The organism is Pseudomonas sp. R28(2017) (genome assembly GCF_002112505.1).
Lineage (GTDB): Bacteria > Pseudomonadota > Gammaproteobacteria > Pseudomonadales > Pseudomonadaceae > Aquipseudomonas.
In genome coordinates, this window is record NZ_NEHW01000003.1 from 515591 (window position 1) to 532431 (window position 16841).

The following is a 16841-nucleotide window of genomic DNA, read 5'->3' on the forward strand; positions in this document are numbered from 1 at the left end:
TGAGTGGAATCATGTACACCGACCTGTGGAATCACGCCCTGGCGCTCTATGCCCGCCCGGGTGTCGAAACGGCTTGCCTGGAGGTGCAGGCAATGGAGGGCGACGTCTGCCTGCTGCTGTGCGCGACCTGGCTGCAGGCGCGTGCAGTCACCTTCAGTGACGAGCGCGCCCAGGCCCTGCATGCGATTGCCGGCTCCTGGCAACACGATGTGGTGGCGCCGTTACGTCGCCTGCGCCAGCAATGGCGCACGCCCGCGCAGCACGATCCACACCTGGCGGCGTTGCGCGAACAGCTGAAAGGTCTGGAGCTACAAGCGGAGAAGACGTTGCTGCAACGGCTGCAAACCTGTGCGCAGCAATGGCCCGGAGGCTCGCATGAGCCCACGGACGATTGGCTGGACCGACTGGCACCGGCCCAGGCCCGTGGCCACGACGCGCTGGTTAGCTTGCGCGTCGCGGCCGCAGCGCTTCAGGAAGCCGAAGACGGCGCCTGAACTGGGGTGCTGGCGGGTGCCGAGGGGGCGGCGGGAGCGGCCGAGTTGGTCGCAGGCGCACTGGCGGCGGGTGTAGCCGGTTTGGCTTCGGCAGGTTTGGCTGCGACGGGTTTTGCCGGGGCCTTCGCTGCTGGTTTTGCGGCAGGCCTGGCAGTCGCTGGTTTGGCTGGCGCCTTGGCAGCAGCAGGTTTCGCCGCTGGCTTGGCGGCGGGTTTGGCTGCAGCGGTTTTGGCCGGGGCTTTAGCTGCTGCTGGCTTGGCTGCCGCTGGTTTGGCAGGCGCCTTGGCAGCTGCAGGCTTCGCGGCTGGCTTGGCGGCTGGCTTGGCGGCAGGCTTGGCGGCAGGCTTGGCGGCAGGCTTGGCGGCGGCTCTGGCCGGGGCTTTGGCTGCTGCAGGTTTGGCAGGCGCCTTGGCAGCTGCAGGTTTCGCGGCTGACTTGGCGGCAGGTTTGGCAGCGGCGGTTCTGGCCGGGGCTTTGGCTGCTGCTGGCTTGGCGGCCGCTGGTTTGGCAGGCGCCTTGGCAGCAGCGGGTTTCGCGGCTGGTTTGGCTGCAGCAGCTTTCGCGGCTGGCTTGGCAGCGGCAGCGCGGGCCGGGGCCTTGGTTGCGGCCGGTTTGGCCGGCGCCTTGGTGGCAGCAGGCTTGGCGGCGCTGCGGGCCGGTGCCTTGGCAGCAGCAGGTTTCACGGCCTTGGCAGCCACGACACGCTGGTCGAGTGCCTTGCCAGCAGCCTCACGCACCTTGCCGACACCTTGAGCCAGCTTCAGGCTTTCCTGGGCATCACGCTTGAGTTGCTGAATATAAGTACGCGTCTGGGTCTGACGTTCCTTGAGCGAATCGAGCAATCCTTCAAGTTCACCAATAGCCTTTTGCGCCTTGTTCTGTGCCTTGGCCTTGCCTGCCTTGGCCGCATCCTGCAACTTCAGGCGACCGTTGTGCAGTTTTTCCTGGGCTTTGCCGCGCTGCTTTTCCAACTTGGCCAGCAATTTCTCCGCATCAGCCAGCGCTTGCGAGCAGGCCTCTTCCAAGTGTTCGAGCAGGCTGCCCGAAAGTTGCTGGAGCAGGTGTAACGGCGTATTTACTGGCTTCTTTTTAGCCGACATGGTTTACCTCCTGGCTGACGAGATTGCGGCTCATACTATGCTTCTGCTGCTACCGCCGCTAGGGCATGTTGACAGTATTGATGGCGCCGCGTTGCATGCCTGGGCAAAGTTGTTATCTTGCAGCTCCGTGCAAGTGTAGTTGCTTAACAAAACGTTGCTGATATTTACACATGTCCAGGCAACAACGCTGGCATACTTCCCTGCTCATCGAGCAGGAGTTACCCATGCCGCGTTATCTTGTTTTCGGCCTTTACCTGATGGCGCCATTCGCCCTGGCCGCCACCGATACCGCACCTGCCGATGATCACGACCTGGCCTACAGCCTCGGCGCCAGCCTGGGTGAGCGCCTGCGCCAGGAAGTGCCCGGCCTGCAACTGGATGCGCTGGTCGAAGGCCTGCGCCAGTCCTATCAGGGCCAACCACTGAAGCTCGACAAGGCACGCATGGAAGCCATTCTGCAACAGCACGAAGAGCAGGCCAGCAGCGCCGCCGAACAAGCCGAAGTGACCAAGCTGCAAGCCGTGGAAACCCGCTTCATGGCCAACGAGCGGGCCCGCGCCGGCGTGCACGAGCTGCCAGAAGGCGTGCTGTACAGTGAGCTGAAAGCGGGTAATGGCACGCAGCCCAAAGCCGGCGGCAAGGTGCAGGTGCGCTATGTCGGCAGGTTGCCGGATGGCTCGGTGTTCGACCAGAACCAGCAACCGCAGTGGTTCAGCCTGGACTCGGTGATCGAAGGGTGGCAGGTGGCGCTGCCCCACATGAAGGCGGGTTCGACCTGGCGCCTGGTGATTCCCTCGGCACAGGCCTACGGTGCCGAGGGCGCAGGTGACCTGATCGCGCCCTACACACCGCTGGTGTTCGATATCGAGTTGCTGGCGGTCGGCGACTGACGCCGACCTTCAGGCTTCGACCGCGCCCTCTTCCTTGTGCGCGTTATGCAGCACCTCGATCAGGCAGTCTTCGAGCTCGAAGCGTTCGTGCAACAGGCCGCCCAACTTGCCCAGCTTCTCGGCGAAGCGCTCGGTGTCCTTGCATTCGCCCTTCTCGCAGTGGTCATTGAAAGCCAGTGCGATCTGGGTAATGTCGTTGATTCGCGGGTTGATCTCTTCGGCCAGTTTCAGCGCCTTCTGATCCCCGAACGCCTTGGCCTCGGTGACCAGTTGCTCACTGACTTCGAAGTGCCAGGCCGACACATAGTCGACCAGCACCGCGCAGAAGTCGCGGTTCTTGTCCTTGTCGGCAAAGGCTGGCTTGGCGTCGCGCAAGGTGCGAAAAGCCTGGACCAGCTCCTCTCGCTCCTCGAGCCAACGGTCGATCAGCTTGTGAACCCCACCCCAGCGTTCCTGGGCGTTCTGACAACTATCGAGCATGGCGATCTCTTCCCTTCTGGGTAGATGCCGCTGCACCTCGCACCACGACCGTGCAGCACAAAGGTGACATCAGCAGGACGGCATCGAGCAGTTGTGTTTTCGGTATGCGTGCTGGGAGATTATTCCCGCGCGTGCTTAGCATCAAGGTACGCAGCAGACAAAGTTCATACAAGTGTTTAATACCCCGATGCACCACCATTGGTCGCGCTATCGGCCACCGGCATGCCCCAGGTCAAGGATTGCCAAGCGAGCGGAAACGATACGCCAGCAGCCAGCTCAAGGGCAGCGCCGCCAGCAGCAGAAACGCCAGCAGGCTCCATTCCGGCAAGGTCAGGTCGATAAAGCTCCAGGTCAGCGAGCTGCAATCGGGCCCGCCGAGCAACAGCTGCCGCGCAGCTTCGCGCCACGACAGTTCGAACATGCGCCCGATCGGCAACGGGCACAGGTGGCTGGCATCACTCGCGCCCTGTAACCACACATGCCGCGCCGCCAGCAAGGCACCGCCGGCCGCACTCAGCAGCGCCGTTCGTGCGTAACGCCGGGCCCCGGCAATACCAGGCGCATGCAGCACCATACACAGGCACACCAGCGCATACACACCCAGCAGTACCCGCTGGCTGAAACATAATGGGCAAGGCACAAGCCCAAGGGCACTTTCGAAATAGAAGGACGCGCCCAGCACTGCCAGCGAGGCGAGGCATGCCGGAATGAAAAACGTGCGCAAACTGGCCAGCGACATGGGCAGACAGCTCCCGGGAAATGGAAGTGGCCTGGAACGTTAGAGGAAAGGCCGGGGTTGTTTCAAGGCGCTACAGGAATGACAAGTCGCTGTATTGCAAGGGAAGTTACCATCAAAGCTGTAGGAAACTTCTTAAGAACAGAATGCAGAACTAACTTTGAACGCAGAATAAGTTACCAGCCCCATGAGCCCGCACACCGGCGCGGGCTCATGGGTCGTTCAGGCGCGCACGCCCTCAGGCAACGGCAATGCCAGAAGGCGTTCATCGAGCAGGCCCAGGCCTTCCTCGAACAGCTGGTTGCTGCGTTCGGTTTCGCCGAGGCTGGCGAGCAGGCGTGCCAGTTCGGCACAGGCTTCCGGGTTGCGCTCCATGCGCAGGCTGCTTTCGAGGTAGTCGCGCGCCTTGCCCCACAGGCGGTTCTGCAGGCTCAGGCGACCCAGGGTGAGCAACAGGCTCGGGTCTTCTGGATGGGCCTTCAGCCAGCCTTCGGCGGTTTGCAGCTGACGCGCCGGGTCATCACCGCGTACCAGGCCATACAGGCGGGCCAGGTGGCTTTCGTATTCACGCTTGAGCGCAGTGCGCAGCACCTGTTCGGCTTCGCCCTGGGCACCGACCTGGCGCAGCTGTTCGGCATAGGCCAGCACCAGCTGCGGCTCCTGGCGCTGGGCTGCGGTCAGTTGCTGCCAGGCGCGCTCAAGGGCCTGACGGGCGCTTTGCGAATCCTCGCCACGGGTGATCGCCAGGCCAAGGTTCTGGCCCCAGGCACGCTTTTCCAGCGCGGCCAGCTCGTCGGCCGGCAACACCTTGCCCTTGCGCAGGTCCGGCAGCAGGCGAATCAGCGCCGGCCAGTCGCCACGCTCCAGGTGCAGGCGCTGCAACAGGCGCAGCACCTGAGTGTTATGGGGGTGGCGCTCCTGCATGGCCAGCAGGGTCTCCAGCGCCGCATCGCGTTCGCCGCGGTCCATCTGCAATTGCGCATGGGTCAGGGCAATGGCCAGTTCGGCCTGGGGCTGGCGCTCCAAGGCACGCTCGAGCAGGTTGTCGCTGTCTTCCTTGCGCCCCTGTTCATTGGCGGCGCGGGCGGCGCCGAGGTAATACAGCAGGGGCTGGCGTTCAGCCTCGGCCGCACGATGCAGGTGGCGCTGGGCACTGGCCCAGCGGCCCTCGGCCAGGTCCAGCTGGCCCTGTTCGATGGCGATCCGCACGCGCCGGCTGCGGTTGCGCCGCGACCACGGGTTGACCACGCCACTGGAAGCCAGCACCAGGCCGACCAGGTAACGCAGCAGCAACAGCAATACCACCACGCCAGCCAGCGCCGCGAGCGCCGCCCATAATCCGGACTGGTAACGGAAACCGCCGTAGGCGATCAGTACATAGCCACTGTGCTTGGCCACCGCAATGCCCAGCGCTGCGGCAATCACGATCGCCAGTACGGCCAGCAGGTAGACACGCTTCATGGTTTGCCCCCTTCAGCCTCGGCTGGCAGATGGCGGCGCTGGATGTAGGCCTGCACTGCCGCCAGGCTTTCGCTCAGGTCGGGCGTCACGACCGAGACAGGCTGCTCAGCCAGCGCATTGAGGCTGTCGAGCATCGCCTTGCTTTGCGGGTTGTCGGCGTTGAAGTTGGCCAGCAGCACACTGCGTGCATCATCCAGGGCCTGGTTGTAGACCTTGGCCTCGCCATTGAGCGCAGCCCACTGCGCCTGCTCGATGGTCAGGCTCAGGGCCAGGCGCAGCTGGTTGAGCTGCTGACCAGCCAGCAACGGCCGCACATTGTCGTCGGCATTGAAGTCGATCTGGAAATACTTGGAGATTTCTGCCCACCACTGCGACAGGCGACTGGCCCCATCACCGTCGGCCGTCAACGCGCCAAGCGCATCGGCGTTGCTGGCGAATTCGGGCGACTGGGCGCTGAGTTGCTGCACCAGGTCACGCTGGGCGGCGAGCTTGAGGAACAGGCCGGTGCGGTCCGGCTGCTGGGTGCTGTTGAGTGTGGCCAGGCTGCGCGCCAGTTGCTCACGGGCGGCAAAGGCGCCCGGGTCGCTCTGCTCGCGGAGAATTTCGTCGGCACCCTCGACCAGCGCCTTGGCGCTGGTGATGTCCTGCAGCGCCGACAAGCGCAGGGTGGCCAGGCGCAACAGGTGTTCGGCCTCGGCCAGGCGCCACTCCTTGCGGCTCTCGCCGAGTACCGTTTCCAGGCGCTGGCTCAGACGCTGCTGGTCGCCTTGCAGTTGCACCACCAGGCGGCGGCGGTCTTCCAGCTCGCTGGCCGCCGGCAGGCTGGCCAGTTGCGCACTGATCTGCTGTTCACGCTGCTGCAGTGCAGCGGCGCGCTGGTTGAGGGCTTCGAGGTGCTGGCCCTGGTTCACTTCACTGCCTTGCAGCTGCCGCACCTGCCAGACACCCCAACCACCTACGGCAACCCCGGCCGCACCCAGCAACAGCGCCAGCACGGCCAGACCACTGCCAGAACGCTTTACGGGCTTGTCGGTGACGGGTTGCGCCGGCTCCTGCGCCGACGGCTGATCATTGTTGGACAAGACAGTTTCGCTCACGTATCCATCCTTTGCATGGGGGCGCCCCGCGCTAGTGCGAAGCGCCTTGAGAGGCAGGTGCAGCACTGCGCTGCACGGCTGCCAGCAAGGCCGTGGCACTCGCGCCACGGCAATCCACAACCTGTTGGGCCCCGGCGGCCCGGGCCTGTTCGGCGACCCGAGGGCTTGGCACGAACAACGGCAGGCGGGCCACCCGCGGCCAGTCGGCGGCGGCCATCTGCTGCAAATGTTCAAGACCCTGCCCACTGCTGACCACCAGGCCATTGAGGCGTTCCGCTTCTATGCGGCGCATCAGCGTGCCCGCCGGGTACTCCGGCAGGCAGCGACGATACAGTTCCAGATATTCGACACTAGCACCTTGCTCTGCAAGACGCTCGGCCAGCAGTTCGCGACCTCCGACGCCGCGAACGATCAGTACCCGTGCCTGAGGCGCGGCAACAGCCTGACGCAGGGGCGCCAGCGCGAGCAAGGCTTCGCTGTCGTCACCCTGCGTGGGGAATGTCACCTGAAGGCCCGCGCACTGCAGCACTGCTGCCGTCGCCTCACCCACTGTGAACCAGCCTGCGGGCGGCGCTTGCAGGCCAGCACGCTGCAGCTGCTCGAGCAGCAGCCGGGCCGCCGGCTTGCTGACCACGATGATCGCCTGGTACTGCGCCAGCCCGTCCAGCTGTTGACGCTGTTCGTCAGCCAGAGCGACAGGCTCGATGGCCAGCAGTGGCAGGCAACTGCTGGCCACACCGGCAGTGGCCAGGCTCTGCGCCAGTGCCGCGCAGTCCTCTTCAGGCCGGGTCAGCAACAGGCGCCAAGGGCTCACGGATGCCCGGCCTCGCCGTAGACTTCCTTGAGAATGGCTTCGGCGCCCTGGCCCAGCAGGTCTTCGGCAACCTGCACGCCCAAGGTTTCTGCAGCCTCCCGCGGCGCGCGGGCATCAGCCACCAGCAGGGTGCCGCCACTTGGCTGGCCCACCAGGCCACGCAGCCACAGCTGGTCGCCTTCGAGCACTGCATAGCAGGCAATCGGCACCTGGCAGCCACCGTTGAGGCGCTTGTTCAACGCCCGCTCGGCCACCACGCGGTCGGCGGTATCGGCGTGGTGCAGCGGCGCCAGCAACCCATGGATTTCGCTGTCGGCGCTGCGGCACTCGATACCCACCGCCCCCTGGCCGCCGGCGGGCAGGCTGTCGTCAACGCTGATGGAAGCGCTGATGCGGTCCTCGAAGCCCAGGCGGATAAGGCCCGCCGCAGCGAGGATGATGGCGTCGTACTCACCGGCATCGAGCTTGGCCAGGCGCGTGTTGACGTTGCCGCGCAGGAAGTGGATTTTCAGGTCCGGCCGGCGTGCCAGCAGCTGGGCCTGACGGCGCAGGCTGGAGGTGCCGACGATGCTGCCAGCCGGCAGGGCGTCGAGGCTGGCGAAGTGGTTCGAGACAAAGGCATCGCGTGGGTCTTCGCGCTCGCAGATGCAGTACAGCCCCAGGCCCTCGGGGAAGTCCATGGGTACGTCCTTCATCGAGTGCACGGCGATGTCGGCTTCATTGTCCAGCAGCGCTGTTTCCAGCTCTTTGACGAACAGGCCCTTGCCGCCGATCTTCGCCAGTGGCGCATCGAGCAGCTTGTCGCCGCGGCTGACCATGGGCACCAGGGTCACCAGCAGACCGGGGTGTGCCTGCTCGAGGCGGGCTTTGACGTATTCGGCCTGCCACAGGGCCAAGGCACTTTTACGGGTGGCAATGCGGATTTCGCGAGTGGACATGTAACGCCCCGATCCAGAGAAATGCCGCTGATGATAACAGCATCACCGGAGCCTGTAGGAGCGGCCTTGCGTCGCGAAAAGGCCGCAAGGCGGCCTCGGGGTCTGTGGGTGGGAGCATCCATCCTGGGGCCGCCAAGCAGCCCTTTCCGACCGGTCCGGCGCCCCGGCAAGGCCGCTCCTACAAGGGTTCGGCGACCCTTCTCAAAGTGTTTGCATCATCTTGCGCACGCCCGCCACATGCCGTCGGCTTACTGTCAGGGCATCGCCGTCAAGGCCCTTGAGGAACAGCTGGAAGTGCCCCAATGGCGTGCGCTGCAGGCGTTCGATACGCTCGCGGGCAACCAGTGCATTGCGGTGGATGCGCACGAAGCGCTCGCCGAATTCGTCTTCCAGTGCCTTGAGCGGCTCGTCGAGCAGCACTTCCCCGGCTTCATGACGCAAGGTCACGTACTTGTGGTCGGCGATGAAATAGATGACCTGGGGCAAAGGAATCAGCTCGATCCCTTTGCGCGTGCGCGCACTGATATGGCTGCGCGGGCCGCCGCCTTCGCTGCCTGGGCGGGTCAGCGCCGCCAGCTGGGCACGGTTGGGCTTCTCGGCCTTGCGCAAGGCATCGCGCAGGGCCTGGAGCTGGATCGGCTTGGTCACGTGGCTGAGGGTGCTGTCCATGAAAGCCTCCGCACCGTATTCATCATCGCCGGTACAGAACACCACCGACGGTGGCGCCTCGCGCTCGCACAGGCGAGCGGCGACCTGCAGGCCATCCAGGCCTGGCATGCCGATGTCCAGCAGAACCACATCGGGCTTGAGGCTTTCGATCAGTGCCAGGGCCTCCTCGCCGTTGGTGGCGCTGGGCTCCAGCACGGTGTACCCCTCCAGTTCAGCAATCAGCCGTGTGAGGCGTTCACGGGCTTGGGGTTCGTCATCAACGATCAGGACATTCATAATTGCTCTGGATTCCTGAGTGAGTCTCGCACAGGTATAGCGTAGACAAGAGCAGGTCGAGCGACACTGCGGTCACGCTCTAGACCGATACGAAGGCCAAAGATTCACTGAGCCGGCAGAAACGCTGCCAGTCCTCTGTCCAACTGTAGACGGTCCGTGGAACACTGCCGTTCAATCGTTGAATATCGTCCTGGCCTGCCTTTATGGATGTTTTCCAGCGGTTTCTGTCGACCGACGCCCTGCGGCAGCCGGCCCAACCCTGCTATTATCGGCGCCACTTTTTCGTTCACGCCTGCAATGAGTGAATCCATGAGCACCGACAAGACCAATCAGTCCTGGGGCGGCCGCTTCAGTGAGCCCGTCGACGCCTTCGTCGCCCGTTTCACCGCCTCGGTCGACTTCGACAAGCGCCTGTACCGCCACGACATCATGGGTTCGATCGCCCACGCCACCATGCTGGCGCAGGTCGGCGTGCTCAGCGATGCCGAGCGCGACACCATCATCGATGGCCTGAAAACCATCCAGGGCGAAATCGAGGCTGGCAGCTTCGACTGGCGCGTCGACCTCGAAGACGTGCACATGAACATCGAAGCACGCCTGACCGACCGCATCGGCATCACCGGCAAGAAGCTGCACACCGGCCGTAGCCGCAACGACCAGGTGGCCACCGACATCCGCCTGTGGCTGCGTGACGAGATCGACCTGATCCTGGCCGAGATCACCCGCCTGCAGCAGGGCCTGCTGGAGCAGGCCGAGCGGGAAGCCGAAACCATCATGCCCGGCTTCACCCACCTGCAGACCGCCCAGCCGGTCACCTTCGGCCACCACCTGCTGGCCTGGTTCGAAATGCTCAGCCGCGACTACGAGCGCCTGGTCGACTGCCGCAAGCGCGCCAACCGCATGCCGCTGGGCAGCGCCGCGCTGGCCGGCACCACCTACCCGATCGACCGTGAACTGACCTGCAAGCTGCTGGGCTTCGAGGCCGTGGCCGGCAACTCGCTGGACTGCGTCTCGGACCGTGACTTCGCCATCGAATTCTGCGCTGCCGCCAGCGTGGCGATGATGCACCTGTCGCGCTTCTCGGAAGAGCTGGTGCTGTGGACCAGCGCCCAGTTCCAGTTCATCGACCTGCCTGATCGCTTCTGCACCGGCAGCTCGATCATGCCGCAGAAGAAGAACCCGGACGTACCGGAACTGGTGCGTGGCAAGAGCGGCCGTGTGTTCGGCGCCCTGACCGGCTTGCTGACCCTGATGAAAGGCCAGCCGCTGGCCTACAACAAGGACAACCAGGAAGACAAAGAGCCGCTGTTCGACGCCGCCGACACCCTGCGCGACTCGCTGCGCGCCTTCGCCGACATGATCCCGGCGATCAAGCCCAAGCACGCCATCATGCGCGAAGCGGCGCTGCGCGGTTTCTCTACCGCTACCGACCTCGCCGACTACCTGGTGCGCCGCGGCCTGCCGTTCCGTGACTGCCACGAGATCGTCGGCCACGCCGTGAAGTACGGCGTCGACACCGGCAAGGACCTGGCCGAGATGAGCCTGGACGAGCTGCGCCAGTTCAGTGACCAGATCGAGCAGGACGTGTTTGCCGTGTTGACCCTGGAAGGCTCGGTGAATGCCCGTAACCACATCGGTGGTACGGCACCGGCCCAGGTGCGTGCTGCCGTGGTTCGTGGCAAGGCCCTGCTGGCTTCGCGCTAAGGCCGATTGCGAGGGCCTTGCCCTCGTTCGCGGGCATGCCCGCTCCCACAGGTATGGTGCAAGGCTCAGGCAATGCACAATTCATGTGGGAGCGGGCGCGCCCGCGAATGGGCTGCAAAGCAGCCCCCGGTCATTCAGCGCTTGCCGCTGCGAATCATCTCCATGAAGGCCGGCATCGCCGCCTCCTTGTCCGCCACGACTTTCGCCATGTGCGGGTTCTCGCGCATTTTCTCGAGCAACGCCTTCGCCTCAGGGAAGTCTGCCAGGAAGTCGATGTTCAGCACCTTCTTGCCGACTGCATACGCCAGATCGACCGAGAAACAGAACATCAGGTCGGCCAGCGTCAGCTCCTCGCCCGCCACATAAGGCGCAAAGCGCCCATTGCGTTTGAGCGTGGCAAAGCCCGCCAGCAGTTCGCTACGCGCCCGCTCCTTGATCAACGGCTCCACGGCCGAACCGAAGAACGACTCGGCATAGCAGGTACGCGCCGGCAATTCGATGTACAACTCGATTTCCTTGAGCAGCTCGCGCACCTTGGCCTGTTCGAACGGGTCGGCCGGCAGCAGCGCCTTGCCACCGCCGGTCTGCTCGATGTAGTCGAGGATCACGCTGGTCTCGCTGAGGAACCCGTGTTCGGTTTCCAGCACCGGCACCTTGCCCCGCGGGCTGACTTCCAGCGCCTGCGGCGCCTGCCCGCCATAGAAGGTGACTTCCTCGAAAGGCAGGCCTTTCTCCAGCAGGGCCAGCTTGACCATGTTGTAGTAGTTGCTGACCGAGAATCCGTGAAGCTTGAGCATGGGGTTACAGCCTCCAGGCCGTGTGGGGATGGCCCGGCTGTTATAGACCGTACGCCGCTGCCTGACCAGCGTCATGCACCCGGTCGATGACCGGGCATTGCCGGCGCGGGCATGGCAAACTGTGCATCCCACCACAGGAGTACCGCCATGAGCGAGCACGACGAAATCGACAATGACGACGAAGCCTTCGCCGAGGCGACACTGACCGAGGCCATCGAAAACCAGATCGAAAGCGGTGAGCCGCCAGCGGCCAAGGCCACCTTCAACAAGCTGACCCTGGTCGGCTACGCGCGCGAAGACATCCTCAACCTCATGGCCCACGTGCTGGCCTTCGAGATCGACAACATGCTCCAGGAAGACCGCGCGTTCAACGGCGAGTGGTACGAGACCGCCCTGCGCGCCCTGCCCGAGCTGCCACCTGAGATGGATCAAGGCGACGACGAATAACCCGACTACACTCTTGGATCAGGCACCGCTGGCGGTGCCGCCATCCTCGTCTGGAAGTCAGGAGTCGCCATGTCCTTTACCCCCGAACTGATCGCCGAACTGGAAGTGCTCGCCCTGTTCAACCTGGACAGCAGCCAGGAAGGGATCAAGATTCACGCCAACGCCTCTCCCGCTCTGGTCGCCGCGGCCAAGCGCCTGCACGACAAGCAGCTGACCGATCAGCCCGATGGTGGTTACCTGACCAGCCTGGGGCATGATGCGGTGGAGAGCGTGCAGTTGCTGTTGAATGTCCTCAAAGCCCCACAGCCCGCCTGAACCTGCACCGGCCTCTTCGCGGGCAAGCCCACTCCCACAGGATTTACACTGCCCTCAAGTACGGCGCGGTACCTGTGGGAGCGGGCTTGCCCGCGAATGGGCCAGAACAGGTGATAGAAAAATGGCGCCAATAATCCATATTCCGCTTATCCGACTGCCCCACTCAGGTTAAACTCGCCCACAGCTCCCCCGGCCCGCCCTGAGTGCGCAATGAACCACCCCCACGAAATCCGCCCTGACCTGGACGAAGGCATCGACCGCAAGGTGCTGGCGACATTGCGTGCGCGCTTCCTGCACATCAACCAGTGCCGGCTCGAGCGTGCAATGGAGGGCCTGTCGAGCCGCCAGCAGCTGGTCCTGACCCTGTTGCCGCTGCTGTTCCACGTCAACCATCCGCTGTTGCCCGGTTATGTTTCCGGCGCCACGCCGGCTGGGGTGGCGGGGTTCGAGCCGGATGCCGAACAGGTCGCCGATGCCCAGCGCCTGGCCCGTTCGTTCGCCTACAAGGCGCGCCACGGCAACCCGCCACGGCCGATCCACGGCCTGTTCCTGATGGGCAGCCTCGGCTCGCTGGCCCAGGCCGAGCAGAGCGACATGGACCTGTGGGTGTGCCATGCTCCCGGCCTGAGCGAAGCCGAGCGCGAGGAACTGCGGCGCAAATGTCAGCTGCTGGAAGCCTGGGCGGCCAGCCAGGGGGCAGAGGCGCATTTCTTCCTGATCGACCCGCAAAGCTTCGCCCAGGGCCAGCGTGACAGCCAGCTCAGCTCCGACGACTGCGGCACCACCCAGCACTTCCTGCTGCTCGACGAGTTCTACCGCACCGCCATCTGGCTGGCCGGGCGCACGCCGCTGTGGTGGTTGGTGCCGGTCTATGAAGAGCACAACTATCAGGCCTATACCCAGACCCTGCTGTCCAAGCGCTTCATCCGCAACCAGGACGCCCTCGACCTTGGCAACCTTGCGCATATCCCGCCCGGCGAATACGTCGGCGCCGGGCTGTGGCAGCTGTTCAAGGGCATCGATTCGCCGTACAAGTCGCTGCTCAAGCTGCTGCTGACCGAGGTCTATGCCAGCGAACACCCGACCGTGCGCTGCCTGAGCCTGGACTACAAGCAGGCGGTGTTCGCCAACCAGCTCAACCTCGACGAACTCGACCCCTATGTGATGGTGTACCGGCGTATCGAGCGCTACCTGCAGCAACGCGGCGAAACCGCGCGGCTCGAACTGGTCCGGCGCAGCCTGTACCTGAAGGTCAACAAGAAGCTGAGCGGCCTGGACCGCAGCCGCAGCAACGGCTGGCAGCGACAGCTGTTGCAGCGCCTGGCCGATGAGTGGGGCTGGGACGAACGCCAGCTGGCCATGCTCGACAGCCGCAGCCAGTGGAGGGTGCGCCAGGTCGCCGTCGAACGCCGTGAACTGGTAGCGGAGCTCAACCACAGCTATCGCTTTCTCGGCCAGTTCGCGCAACGCCAGGGCGCCAACAGCCGCGCCGACCAGCGTGACCTGAATGTCCTTGGCCGGCGCCTGTACGCCGCCTTCGAACGCCGCGCCGGCAAGATCGAAGTGATCAACCCGGGCATTGCCCCCGACATCGCCGAAGACACCTTGACGCTGGTCCAGTCGCCAAACCGCAAGGAGCCTGGCAGCCATCACTGGGGGCTGTACAACGGCAGCCTGGGGGTGCACGAATGGGAGCATTTCAGCCCGATCAAGCGCTGCCGCGAACTGCTCGAACTGCTGACCTGGGCCCACCGCAATGGCGTCATCGACAACACCACGCGCCTGGCCCTGCACCCAGGCGACAGCGACCTCAGCGAATTCGAGCTGTTCAACCTGCTGGGCAGCCTGCAGCAGAGCATCCCGCTGCCACTGGGCAGCGCCAGCGAAGAGCGCCTGCTGCAACCAAGCGTTGCCGATGAGATCCTGCTACTGGTCAACGTCGGTGTCGACCCGCTGCGCCATCACCGCGACCTGAACATTCTGATGACCACCGAGCGCACCGACTCGTTGAGCTATGCCGGCGTACGCGAGAACCTGGTGCTGACCGTCGACCAGATCACCCTCAACAGCTGGAACGAAGTGCTGGTGCAGCGCTACGACGGTGAACACGCGCTGCTGCGCTGCCTGCGTGACTTCCTCAACAGCCTCGGCCAGCGCAGCCACCGCCCGCAGGTGCGGGTGCGCTGCTTCTGCCACAACCGCGCCCAGGCCATCAGCCAGCGGGTCGAGGAGATCTTCGACACGGTGCAGCTGCTGCTCGACCAGGGCCTGAACCACCGCTACCTGCTGCAGGTAGCGCAATACACCCATGTGCTGGAGCTGTCGCCCGGCCAGGTCAGCCTGGCGACCCTGGCCGGGCATGACGCCGTGCTGGATTACCTGGGCGAAGAGCGTAGCCACTACAGCCCGTTGCACCTGGATGGCAACGCGCTGCAGGACTACGACCTGCCCCTGGTACTGGAACACGGCCGGCGCAATTGCATCCAGGTGTTCTACCGCCTGCTCGACGGCTGGGCCGACCTGTACGTGCTGGATGAGTACAACGCCCTGTGGCAGCAGCGTCTGCCGCTGCACGACGAGAACCACCTGTTGCTGCCGTTGCAGCGTTTTCTGCGTTCGGTAGTGGTGCGCCACGATGCCCGCCTTCCGCTCGACCATCTGCAGCAGGCTTCACTTGGCATCCACTATGCCCAGTTGCTGCCCTCCGGGCCGGGCAAGGCACGCAGCATCGAGCCGCGCCCGGCACCCAGCGCTGGCCTCGACCAACCTTACTACGAGGTTCAGGCCATTCTGCAGGCCGGTACGGGGGATGACGTGCATGTGACGCTGTATTGCGACCAGCAGGAGTTTTCCGAACTGGACCATGGCGACCAGCTGTATGAAGTGGTCGCCCGGCAGATCCTTGGCCAGCGCCGCAGTGCCGGGCACTACCGCTGCTATATCACTGACCTGGACCTGTCCGAGCTGCTCGAGGATGAGCAGGGGTCGACCAGCCTGTACCTGCGCTACAAGCGTGAGCTTGAGCAGGCACTGAATGATGGATTGGCGCAGTTGCAGGCTACTCTGGAGCCTTGAAGATTTTGGGGCCGCTTCGCGACCCCGGGGATTTCAGAGGTCGAAATCGCCAGCCGCTTCTGGCTGGTATTCGACTTCCAGCAGCTTCAGTTTCAGGGTCTTGCCCCCCGGTGCCGGCCAATCGATCTGCTCACCCACCGACAAGCCCAGCAGCGCACAGCCGATCGGTGCGAGGATCGAAACCTTGCCCTCGCCCCCCGCATCCTTCGGGTACACCAGGGTCAGGTGGTAGTCCTTGCCACTGGCTTCCTCACGGCAATGCACGCGCGAGTTCATAGTCACCACACCGGCGGGCACTTCCTCGTGGCCGACCACCTGACCGGCACGGTCCAGCTCCTCCTGCAAGGCAAGCACACCCGGCGTGCTGTCGTCGAGGCTGTCGATCAGGCGCTCGAGACGCTGTACGTCCAATCGGGTGAGGATGAGGGAAGGCTTGGTGCTCATGATCCAGTCAGACTCCTTTGAACAGGCGGTTTCCTGCAGGCAGATAAAGCAAAACCCCGCCCAAGGGCGGGGTTTGTGAATGCTTTTGCGTCACCGACGCTTGACCCGACACTACCACAGCCGGGCAAATACTCAAGCCCGCGCGCGCAGGGCCTCGGCTTCGCGGCAGATCTGCCGGCGCCGTTCGTCGTCGGCAAAGCGCCATTCGCGAATGTGCTCGACATGCCGGTGGCAGCCGGTGCACACCCGCTGCTCATCCAGCCGGCAGACGCTGATGCAGGGTGACGGCACCGCCGGGCTGACGTTGCTGTACAGCGGCTTGGGCGGCCGCGCCTGGCTGGTCATGTCAGATCTCGTCGAAGTCCAGCTTCTCGCCGGCCCGCTCCCAGACGATGCGCTCGAGCATTTCATTCAGCAGCTCTTCGCTCTTCTCGCACACCCACTTGCCGCTCTCTTCGTCGTAGTCGAAGTGAAAGCCGCCGGAACGGTCGGCCAGCCACAGCTGGCGCAGCGGCTCCTGGCGGCTGAAGATCAGCTGGGCGCCACCTTCGAACTTGACGGTCAGCACGCCGCCGGAGTTTTCCATGTCCAGGTCCAGGCCGCTCTCGTCGAACAGGTCTTCCAGGGCCTGTTGGGTCGCGTCGACCAGATCATGGAAACGCGCTTCGCTCAAACTCATTGCAGGAACCTCGAAATTGGCTGCTTTACGGGCAAGCCGGGCAAGATACGGGCGCCGGGCCATGAATGCAAAGGTTTAGCCGCTCCCCGGCACTGGCTTCATTACCGGCAGCAAGAGCCCCTAAGCATAGCCCGCCCGACGGACCGGCTCTTGCATAGGCAATCCGCCGGTCGCTCGGTATACTCGGGCGCAATACTGCATATTTCAAAGGATTTCACCCATGAAGCGCCTGATTTCCTCGCTCGCGGCGCTGGTCGCGGTTGCCTGCCTTGTTTCGGCCTGCGGTCAGAAGGGCCCCCTGTACCTGCCAGAAGACGGCAAGGACGGCAAAGGCCCGAAAAAGTCGCACCAGCACCAGCACGCGCCTGCGGTCCAGCCGCAAGAAGAGCAGCCAATCCAGCCCGAGCAGACGCCAGCGCAGTAAG

19 protein-coding genes are annotated in these 16841 nt (G+C 64.4%); 7 read left to right on the forward strand and 12 right to left on the reverse strand.

What is annotated here, in order from left to right:
* Positions 1 to 11: 11 nt before the first annotated feature.
* A complete protein-coding gene (locus CAF78_RS07825; RefSeq protein WP_085678489.1) occupies positions 12 to 494 on the forward strand; it encodes a TIGR02444 family protein in 483 nt (160 codons plus the stop codon).
* Here the strand turns inward: CAF78_RS07825 and CAF78_RS07830 are convergent.
* A complete protein-coding gene (locus CAF78_RS07830) occupies positions 470 to 1594 on the reverse strand; it encodes an AlgP family protein (RefSeq protein ID WP_085678486.1) in 1125 nt (374 codons plus the stop codon). The genes CAF78_RS07825 and CAF78_RS07830 overlap by 25 nt on opposite strands.
* Before the next feature lie 224 nt (positions 1595 to 1818).
* Here CAF78_RS07830 and CAF78_RS07835 point away from each other — a divergent pair, with 224 nt between their 5' ends.
* Entirely contained in the window at positions 1819 to 2484 is a 666-nt protein-coding gene (locus CAF78_RS07835) for an FKBP-type peptidyl-prolyl cis-trans isomerase (RefSeq protein WP_085678483.1), read from the forward strand.
* A gap of 9 nt (positions 2485 to 2493) precedes the next feature.
* Here the strand turns inward: CAF78_RS07835 and rsd are convergent, their stop codons facing one another.
* From rsd to CAF78_RS07870, 7 genes are all read right to left on the reverse strand, one after another.
* Positions 2494 to 2964, reverse strand: a complete 471-nt coding sequence (gene rsd, locus CAF78_RS07840) for a sigma D regulator (protein WP_085678480.1) — start codon at positions 2962 to 2964, stop codon at positions 2494 to 2496.
* Between the two features lie 232 nt (positions 2965 to 3196).
* Positions 3197 to 3703 carry a disulfide bond formation protein B gene (locus CAF78_RS07845; protein ID WP_085678477.1) on the reverse strand — a complete coding sequence of 169 codons (507 nt, stop codon included), beginning with the start codon at positions 3701 to 3703 and terminating at the stop codon, positions 3197 to 3199.
* A 219-nt stretch (positions 3704 to 3922) separates the two neighbouring features.
* Complete coding sequence (locus CAF78_RS07850; protein ID WP_085678475.1) at positions 3923 to 5161, reverse strand: heme biosynthesis HemY N-terminal domain-containing protein; 1239 nt, start codon at positions 5159 to 5161, stop codon at positions 3923 to 3925.
* A complete protein-coding gene (locus CAF78_RS07855) occupies positions 5158 to 6258 on the reverse strand; it encodes a uroporphyrinogen-III C-methyltransferase (protein WP_085678472.1) in 1101 nt (366 codons plus the stop codon). The genes CAF78_RS07850 and CAF78_RS07855 overlap by 4 nt, the downstream gene beginning before the upstream one ends.
* A 31-nt stretch (positions 6259 to 6289) precedes the next feature.
* Positions 6290 to 7072, reverse strand: a complete 783-nt coding sequence (locus CAF78_RS07860; RefSeq protein ID WP_085678469.1) for a uroporphyrinogen-III synthase — start codon at positions 7070 to 7072, stop codon at positions 6290 to 6292.
* On the reverse strand, positions 7069 to 8010 hold the full coding sequence (gene hemC / locus CAF78_RS07865) for a hydroxymethylbilane synthase (RefSeq protein ID WP_085678466.1): 942 nt from the start codon (positions 8008 to 8010) through the stop codon (positions 7069 to 7071). The genes CAF78_RS07860 and hemC overlap by 4 nt, the downstream gene beginning before the upstream one ends.
* A 201-nt stretch (positions 8011 to 8211) precedes the next feature.
* Positions 8212 to 8955, reverse strand: a complete 744-nt coding sequence (locus tag CAF78_RS07870) for a LytTR family DNA-binding domain-containing protein (RefSeq protein ID WP_085678463.1) — start codon at positions 8953 to 8955, stop codon at positions 8212 to 8214.
* A gap of 309 nt (positions 8956 to 9264) precedes the next feature.
* Between CAF78_RS07870 and argH the strand changes: the two genes are divergently transcribed.
* Positions 9265 to 10659, forward strand: a complete 1395-nt coding sequence (argH, locus tag CAF78_RS07875) for an argininosuccinate lyase (protein WP_085678460.1) — start codon at positions 9265 to 9267, stop codon at positions 10657 to 10659.
* Between the two features lie 134 nt (positions 10660 to 10793).
* Here the strand turns inward: argH and CAF78_RS07880 are convergent, their stop codons facing one another.
* Positions 10794 to 11456 carry a glutathione S-transferase gene (locus CAF78_RS07880; protein WP_085678457.1) on the reverse strand — a complete coding sequence of 221 codons (663 nt, stop codon included), beginning with the start codon at positions 11454 to 11456 and terminating at the stop codon, positions 10794 to 10796.
* Between the two features lie 147 nt (positions 11457 to 11603).
* Between CAF78_RS07880 and CAF78_RS07885 the strand changes: the two genes are divergently transcribed.
* The 3 genes from CAF78_RS07885 to CAF78_RS07895 all read left to right on the forward strand — a co-directional run bounded on the left by CAF78_RS07885 (position 11604) and on the right by CAF78_RS07895 (position 15293).
* On the forward strand, positions 11604 to 11903 hold the full coding sequence (locus tag CAF78_RS07885; RefSeq protein WP_085678452.1) for a hypothetical protein: 300 nt from the start codon (positions 11604 to 11606) through the stop codon (positions 11901 to 11903).
* Between the two features lie 69 nt (positions 11904 to 11972).
* Positions 11973 to 12218: a TIGR02647 family protein gene (locus CAF78_RS07890; protein ID WP_060507621.1), complete on the forward strand. Its 246-nt coding sequence runs from the start codon at positions 11973 to 11975 to the stop codon at positions 12216 to 12218.
* A gap of 210 nt (positions 12219 to 12428) precedes the next feature.
* Positions 12429 to 15293, forward strand: a complete 2865-nt coding sequence (locus tag CAF78_RS07895) for a class I adenylate cyclase (protein ID WP_085678449.1) — start codon at positions 12429 to 12431, stop codon at positions 15291 to 15293.
* A gap of 33 nt (positions 15294 to 15326) precedes the next feature.
* Here the strand turns inward: CAF78_RS07895 and rnk are convergent, their stop codons facing one another.
* The 3 genes from rnk to cyaY all read right to left on the reverse strand — a co-directional run bounded on the left by rnk (position 15327) and on the right by cyaY (position 16416).
* Positions 15327 to 15737, reverse strand: a complete 411-nt coding sequence (gene rnk / locus CAF78_RS07900) for a nucleoside diphosphate kinase regulator (RefSeq protein WP_085678446.1) — start codon at positions 15735 to 15737, stop codon at positions 15327 to 15329.
* 132 nt (positions 15738 to 15869) lie between these two features.
* Positions 15870 to 16082, reverse strand: a complete 213-nt coding sequence (locus CAF78_RS07905; protein WP_085678443.1) for a DUF1289 domain-containing protein — start codon at positions 16080 to 16082, stop codon at positions 15870 to 15872.
* Between the two features lies 1 nt (position 16083).
* Positions 16084 to 16416, reverse strand: coding sequence for an iron donor protein CyaY (gene cyaY / locus CAF78_RS07910; protein ID WP_054886458.1), 333 nt, complete (start codon positions 16414 to 16416; stop codon positions 16084 to 16086).
* 220 nt (positions 16417 to 16636) lie between these two features.
* Here cyaY and CAF78_RS07915 point away from each other — a divergent pair, with 220 nt between their 5' ends.
* A complete protein-coding gene (locus tag CAF78_RS07915) occupies positions 16637 to 16840 on the forward strand; it encodes a lipoprotein (protein ID WP_033695922.1) in 204 nt (67 codons plus the stop codon).
* Position 16841: the final 1 nt, after the last annotated feature.

Coding starts and splice junctions, on each gene's coding strand:
- CAF78_RS07825 (WP_085678489.1), top strand. CDS start 12: ATGTACACCGACCTGTGGAATCACGCCCTGGCGCTCTATGCCCGCCCG.
- CAF78_RS07830 (WP_085678486.1), bottom strand. CDS start 1,594: ATGTCGGCTAAAAAGAAGCCAGTAAATACGCCGTTACACCTGCTCCAG.
- CAF78_RS07835 (WP_085678483.1), top strand. CDS start 1,819: ATGCCGCGTTATCTTGTTTTCGGCCTTTACCTGATGGCGCCATTCGCC.
- rsd (WP_085678480.1), bottom strand. CDS start 2,964: ATGCTCGATAGTTGTCAGAACGCCCAGGAACGCTGGGGTGGGGTTCAC.
- CAF78_RS07845 (WP_085678477.1), bottom strand. CDS start 3,703: ATGTCGCTGGCCAGTTTGCGCACGTTTTTCATTCCGGCATGCCTCGCC.
- CAF78_RS07850 (WP_085678475.1), bottom strand. CDS start 5,161: ATGAAGCGTGTCTACCTGCTGGCCGTACTGGCGATCGTGATTGCCGCA.
- hemC (WP_085678466.1), bottom strand. CDS start 8,010: ATGTCCACTCGCGAAATCCGCATTGCCACCCGTAAAAGTGCCTTGGCC.
- CAF78_RS07870 (WP_085678463.1), bottom strand. CDS start 8,955: ATGAATGTCCTGATCGTTGATGACGAACCCCAAGCCCGTGAACGCCTC.
- argH (WP_085678460.1), top strand. CDS start 9,265: ATGAGCACCGACAAGACCAATCAGTCCTGGGGCGGCCGCTTCAGTGAG.
- CAF78_RS07880 (WP_085678457.1), bottom strand. CDS start 11,456: ATGCTCAAGCTTCACGGATTCTCGGTCAGCAACTACTACAACATGGTC.
- CAF78_RS07885 (WP_085678452.1), top strand. CDS start 11,604: ATGAGCGAGCACGACGAAATCGACAATGACGACGAAGCCTTCGCCGAG.
- CAF78_RS07890 (WP_060507621.1), top strand. CDS start 11,973: ATGTCCTTTACCCCCGAACTGATCGCCGAACTGGAAGTGCTCGCCCTG.
- CAF78_RS07895 (WP_085678449.1), top strand. CDS start 12,429: ATGAACCACCCCCACGAAATCCGCCCTGACCTGGACGAAGGCATCGAC.
- rnk (WP_085678446.1), bottom strand. CDS start 15,737: ATGAGCACCAAGCCTTCCCTCATCCTCACCCGATTGGACGTACAGCGT.
- CAF78_RS07905 (WP_085678443.1), bottom strand. CDS start 16,082: ATGACCAGCCAGGCGCGGCCGCCCAAGCCGCTGTACAGCAACGTCAGC.
- cyaY (WP_054886458.1), bottom strand. CDS start 16,416: ATGAGTTTGAGCGAAGCGCGTTTCCATGATCTGGTCGACGCGACCCAA.
- CAF78_RS07915 (WP_033695922.1), top strand. CDS start 16,637: ATGAAGCGCCTGATTTCCTCGCTCGCGGCGCTGGTCGCGGTTGCCTGC.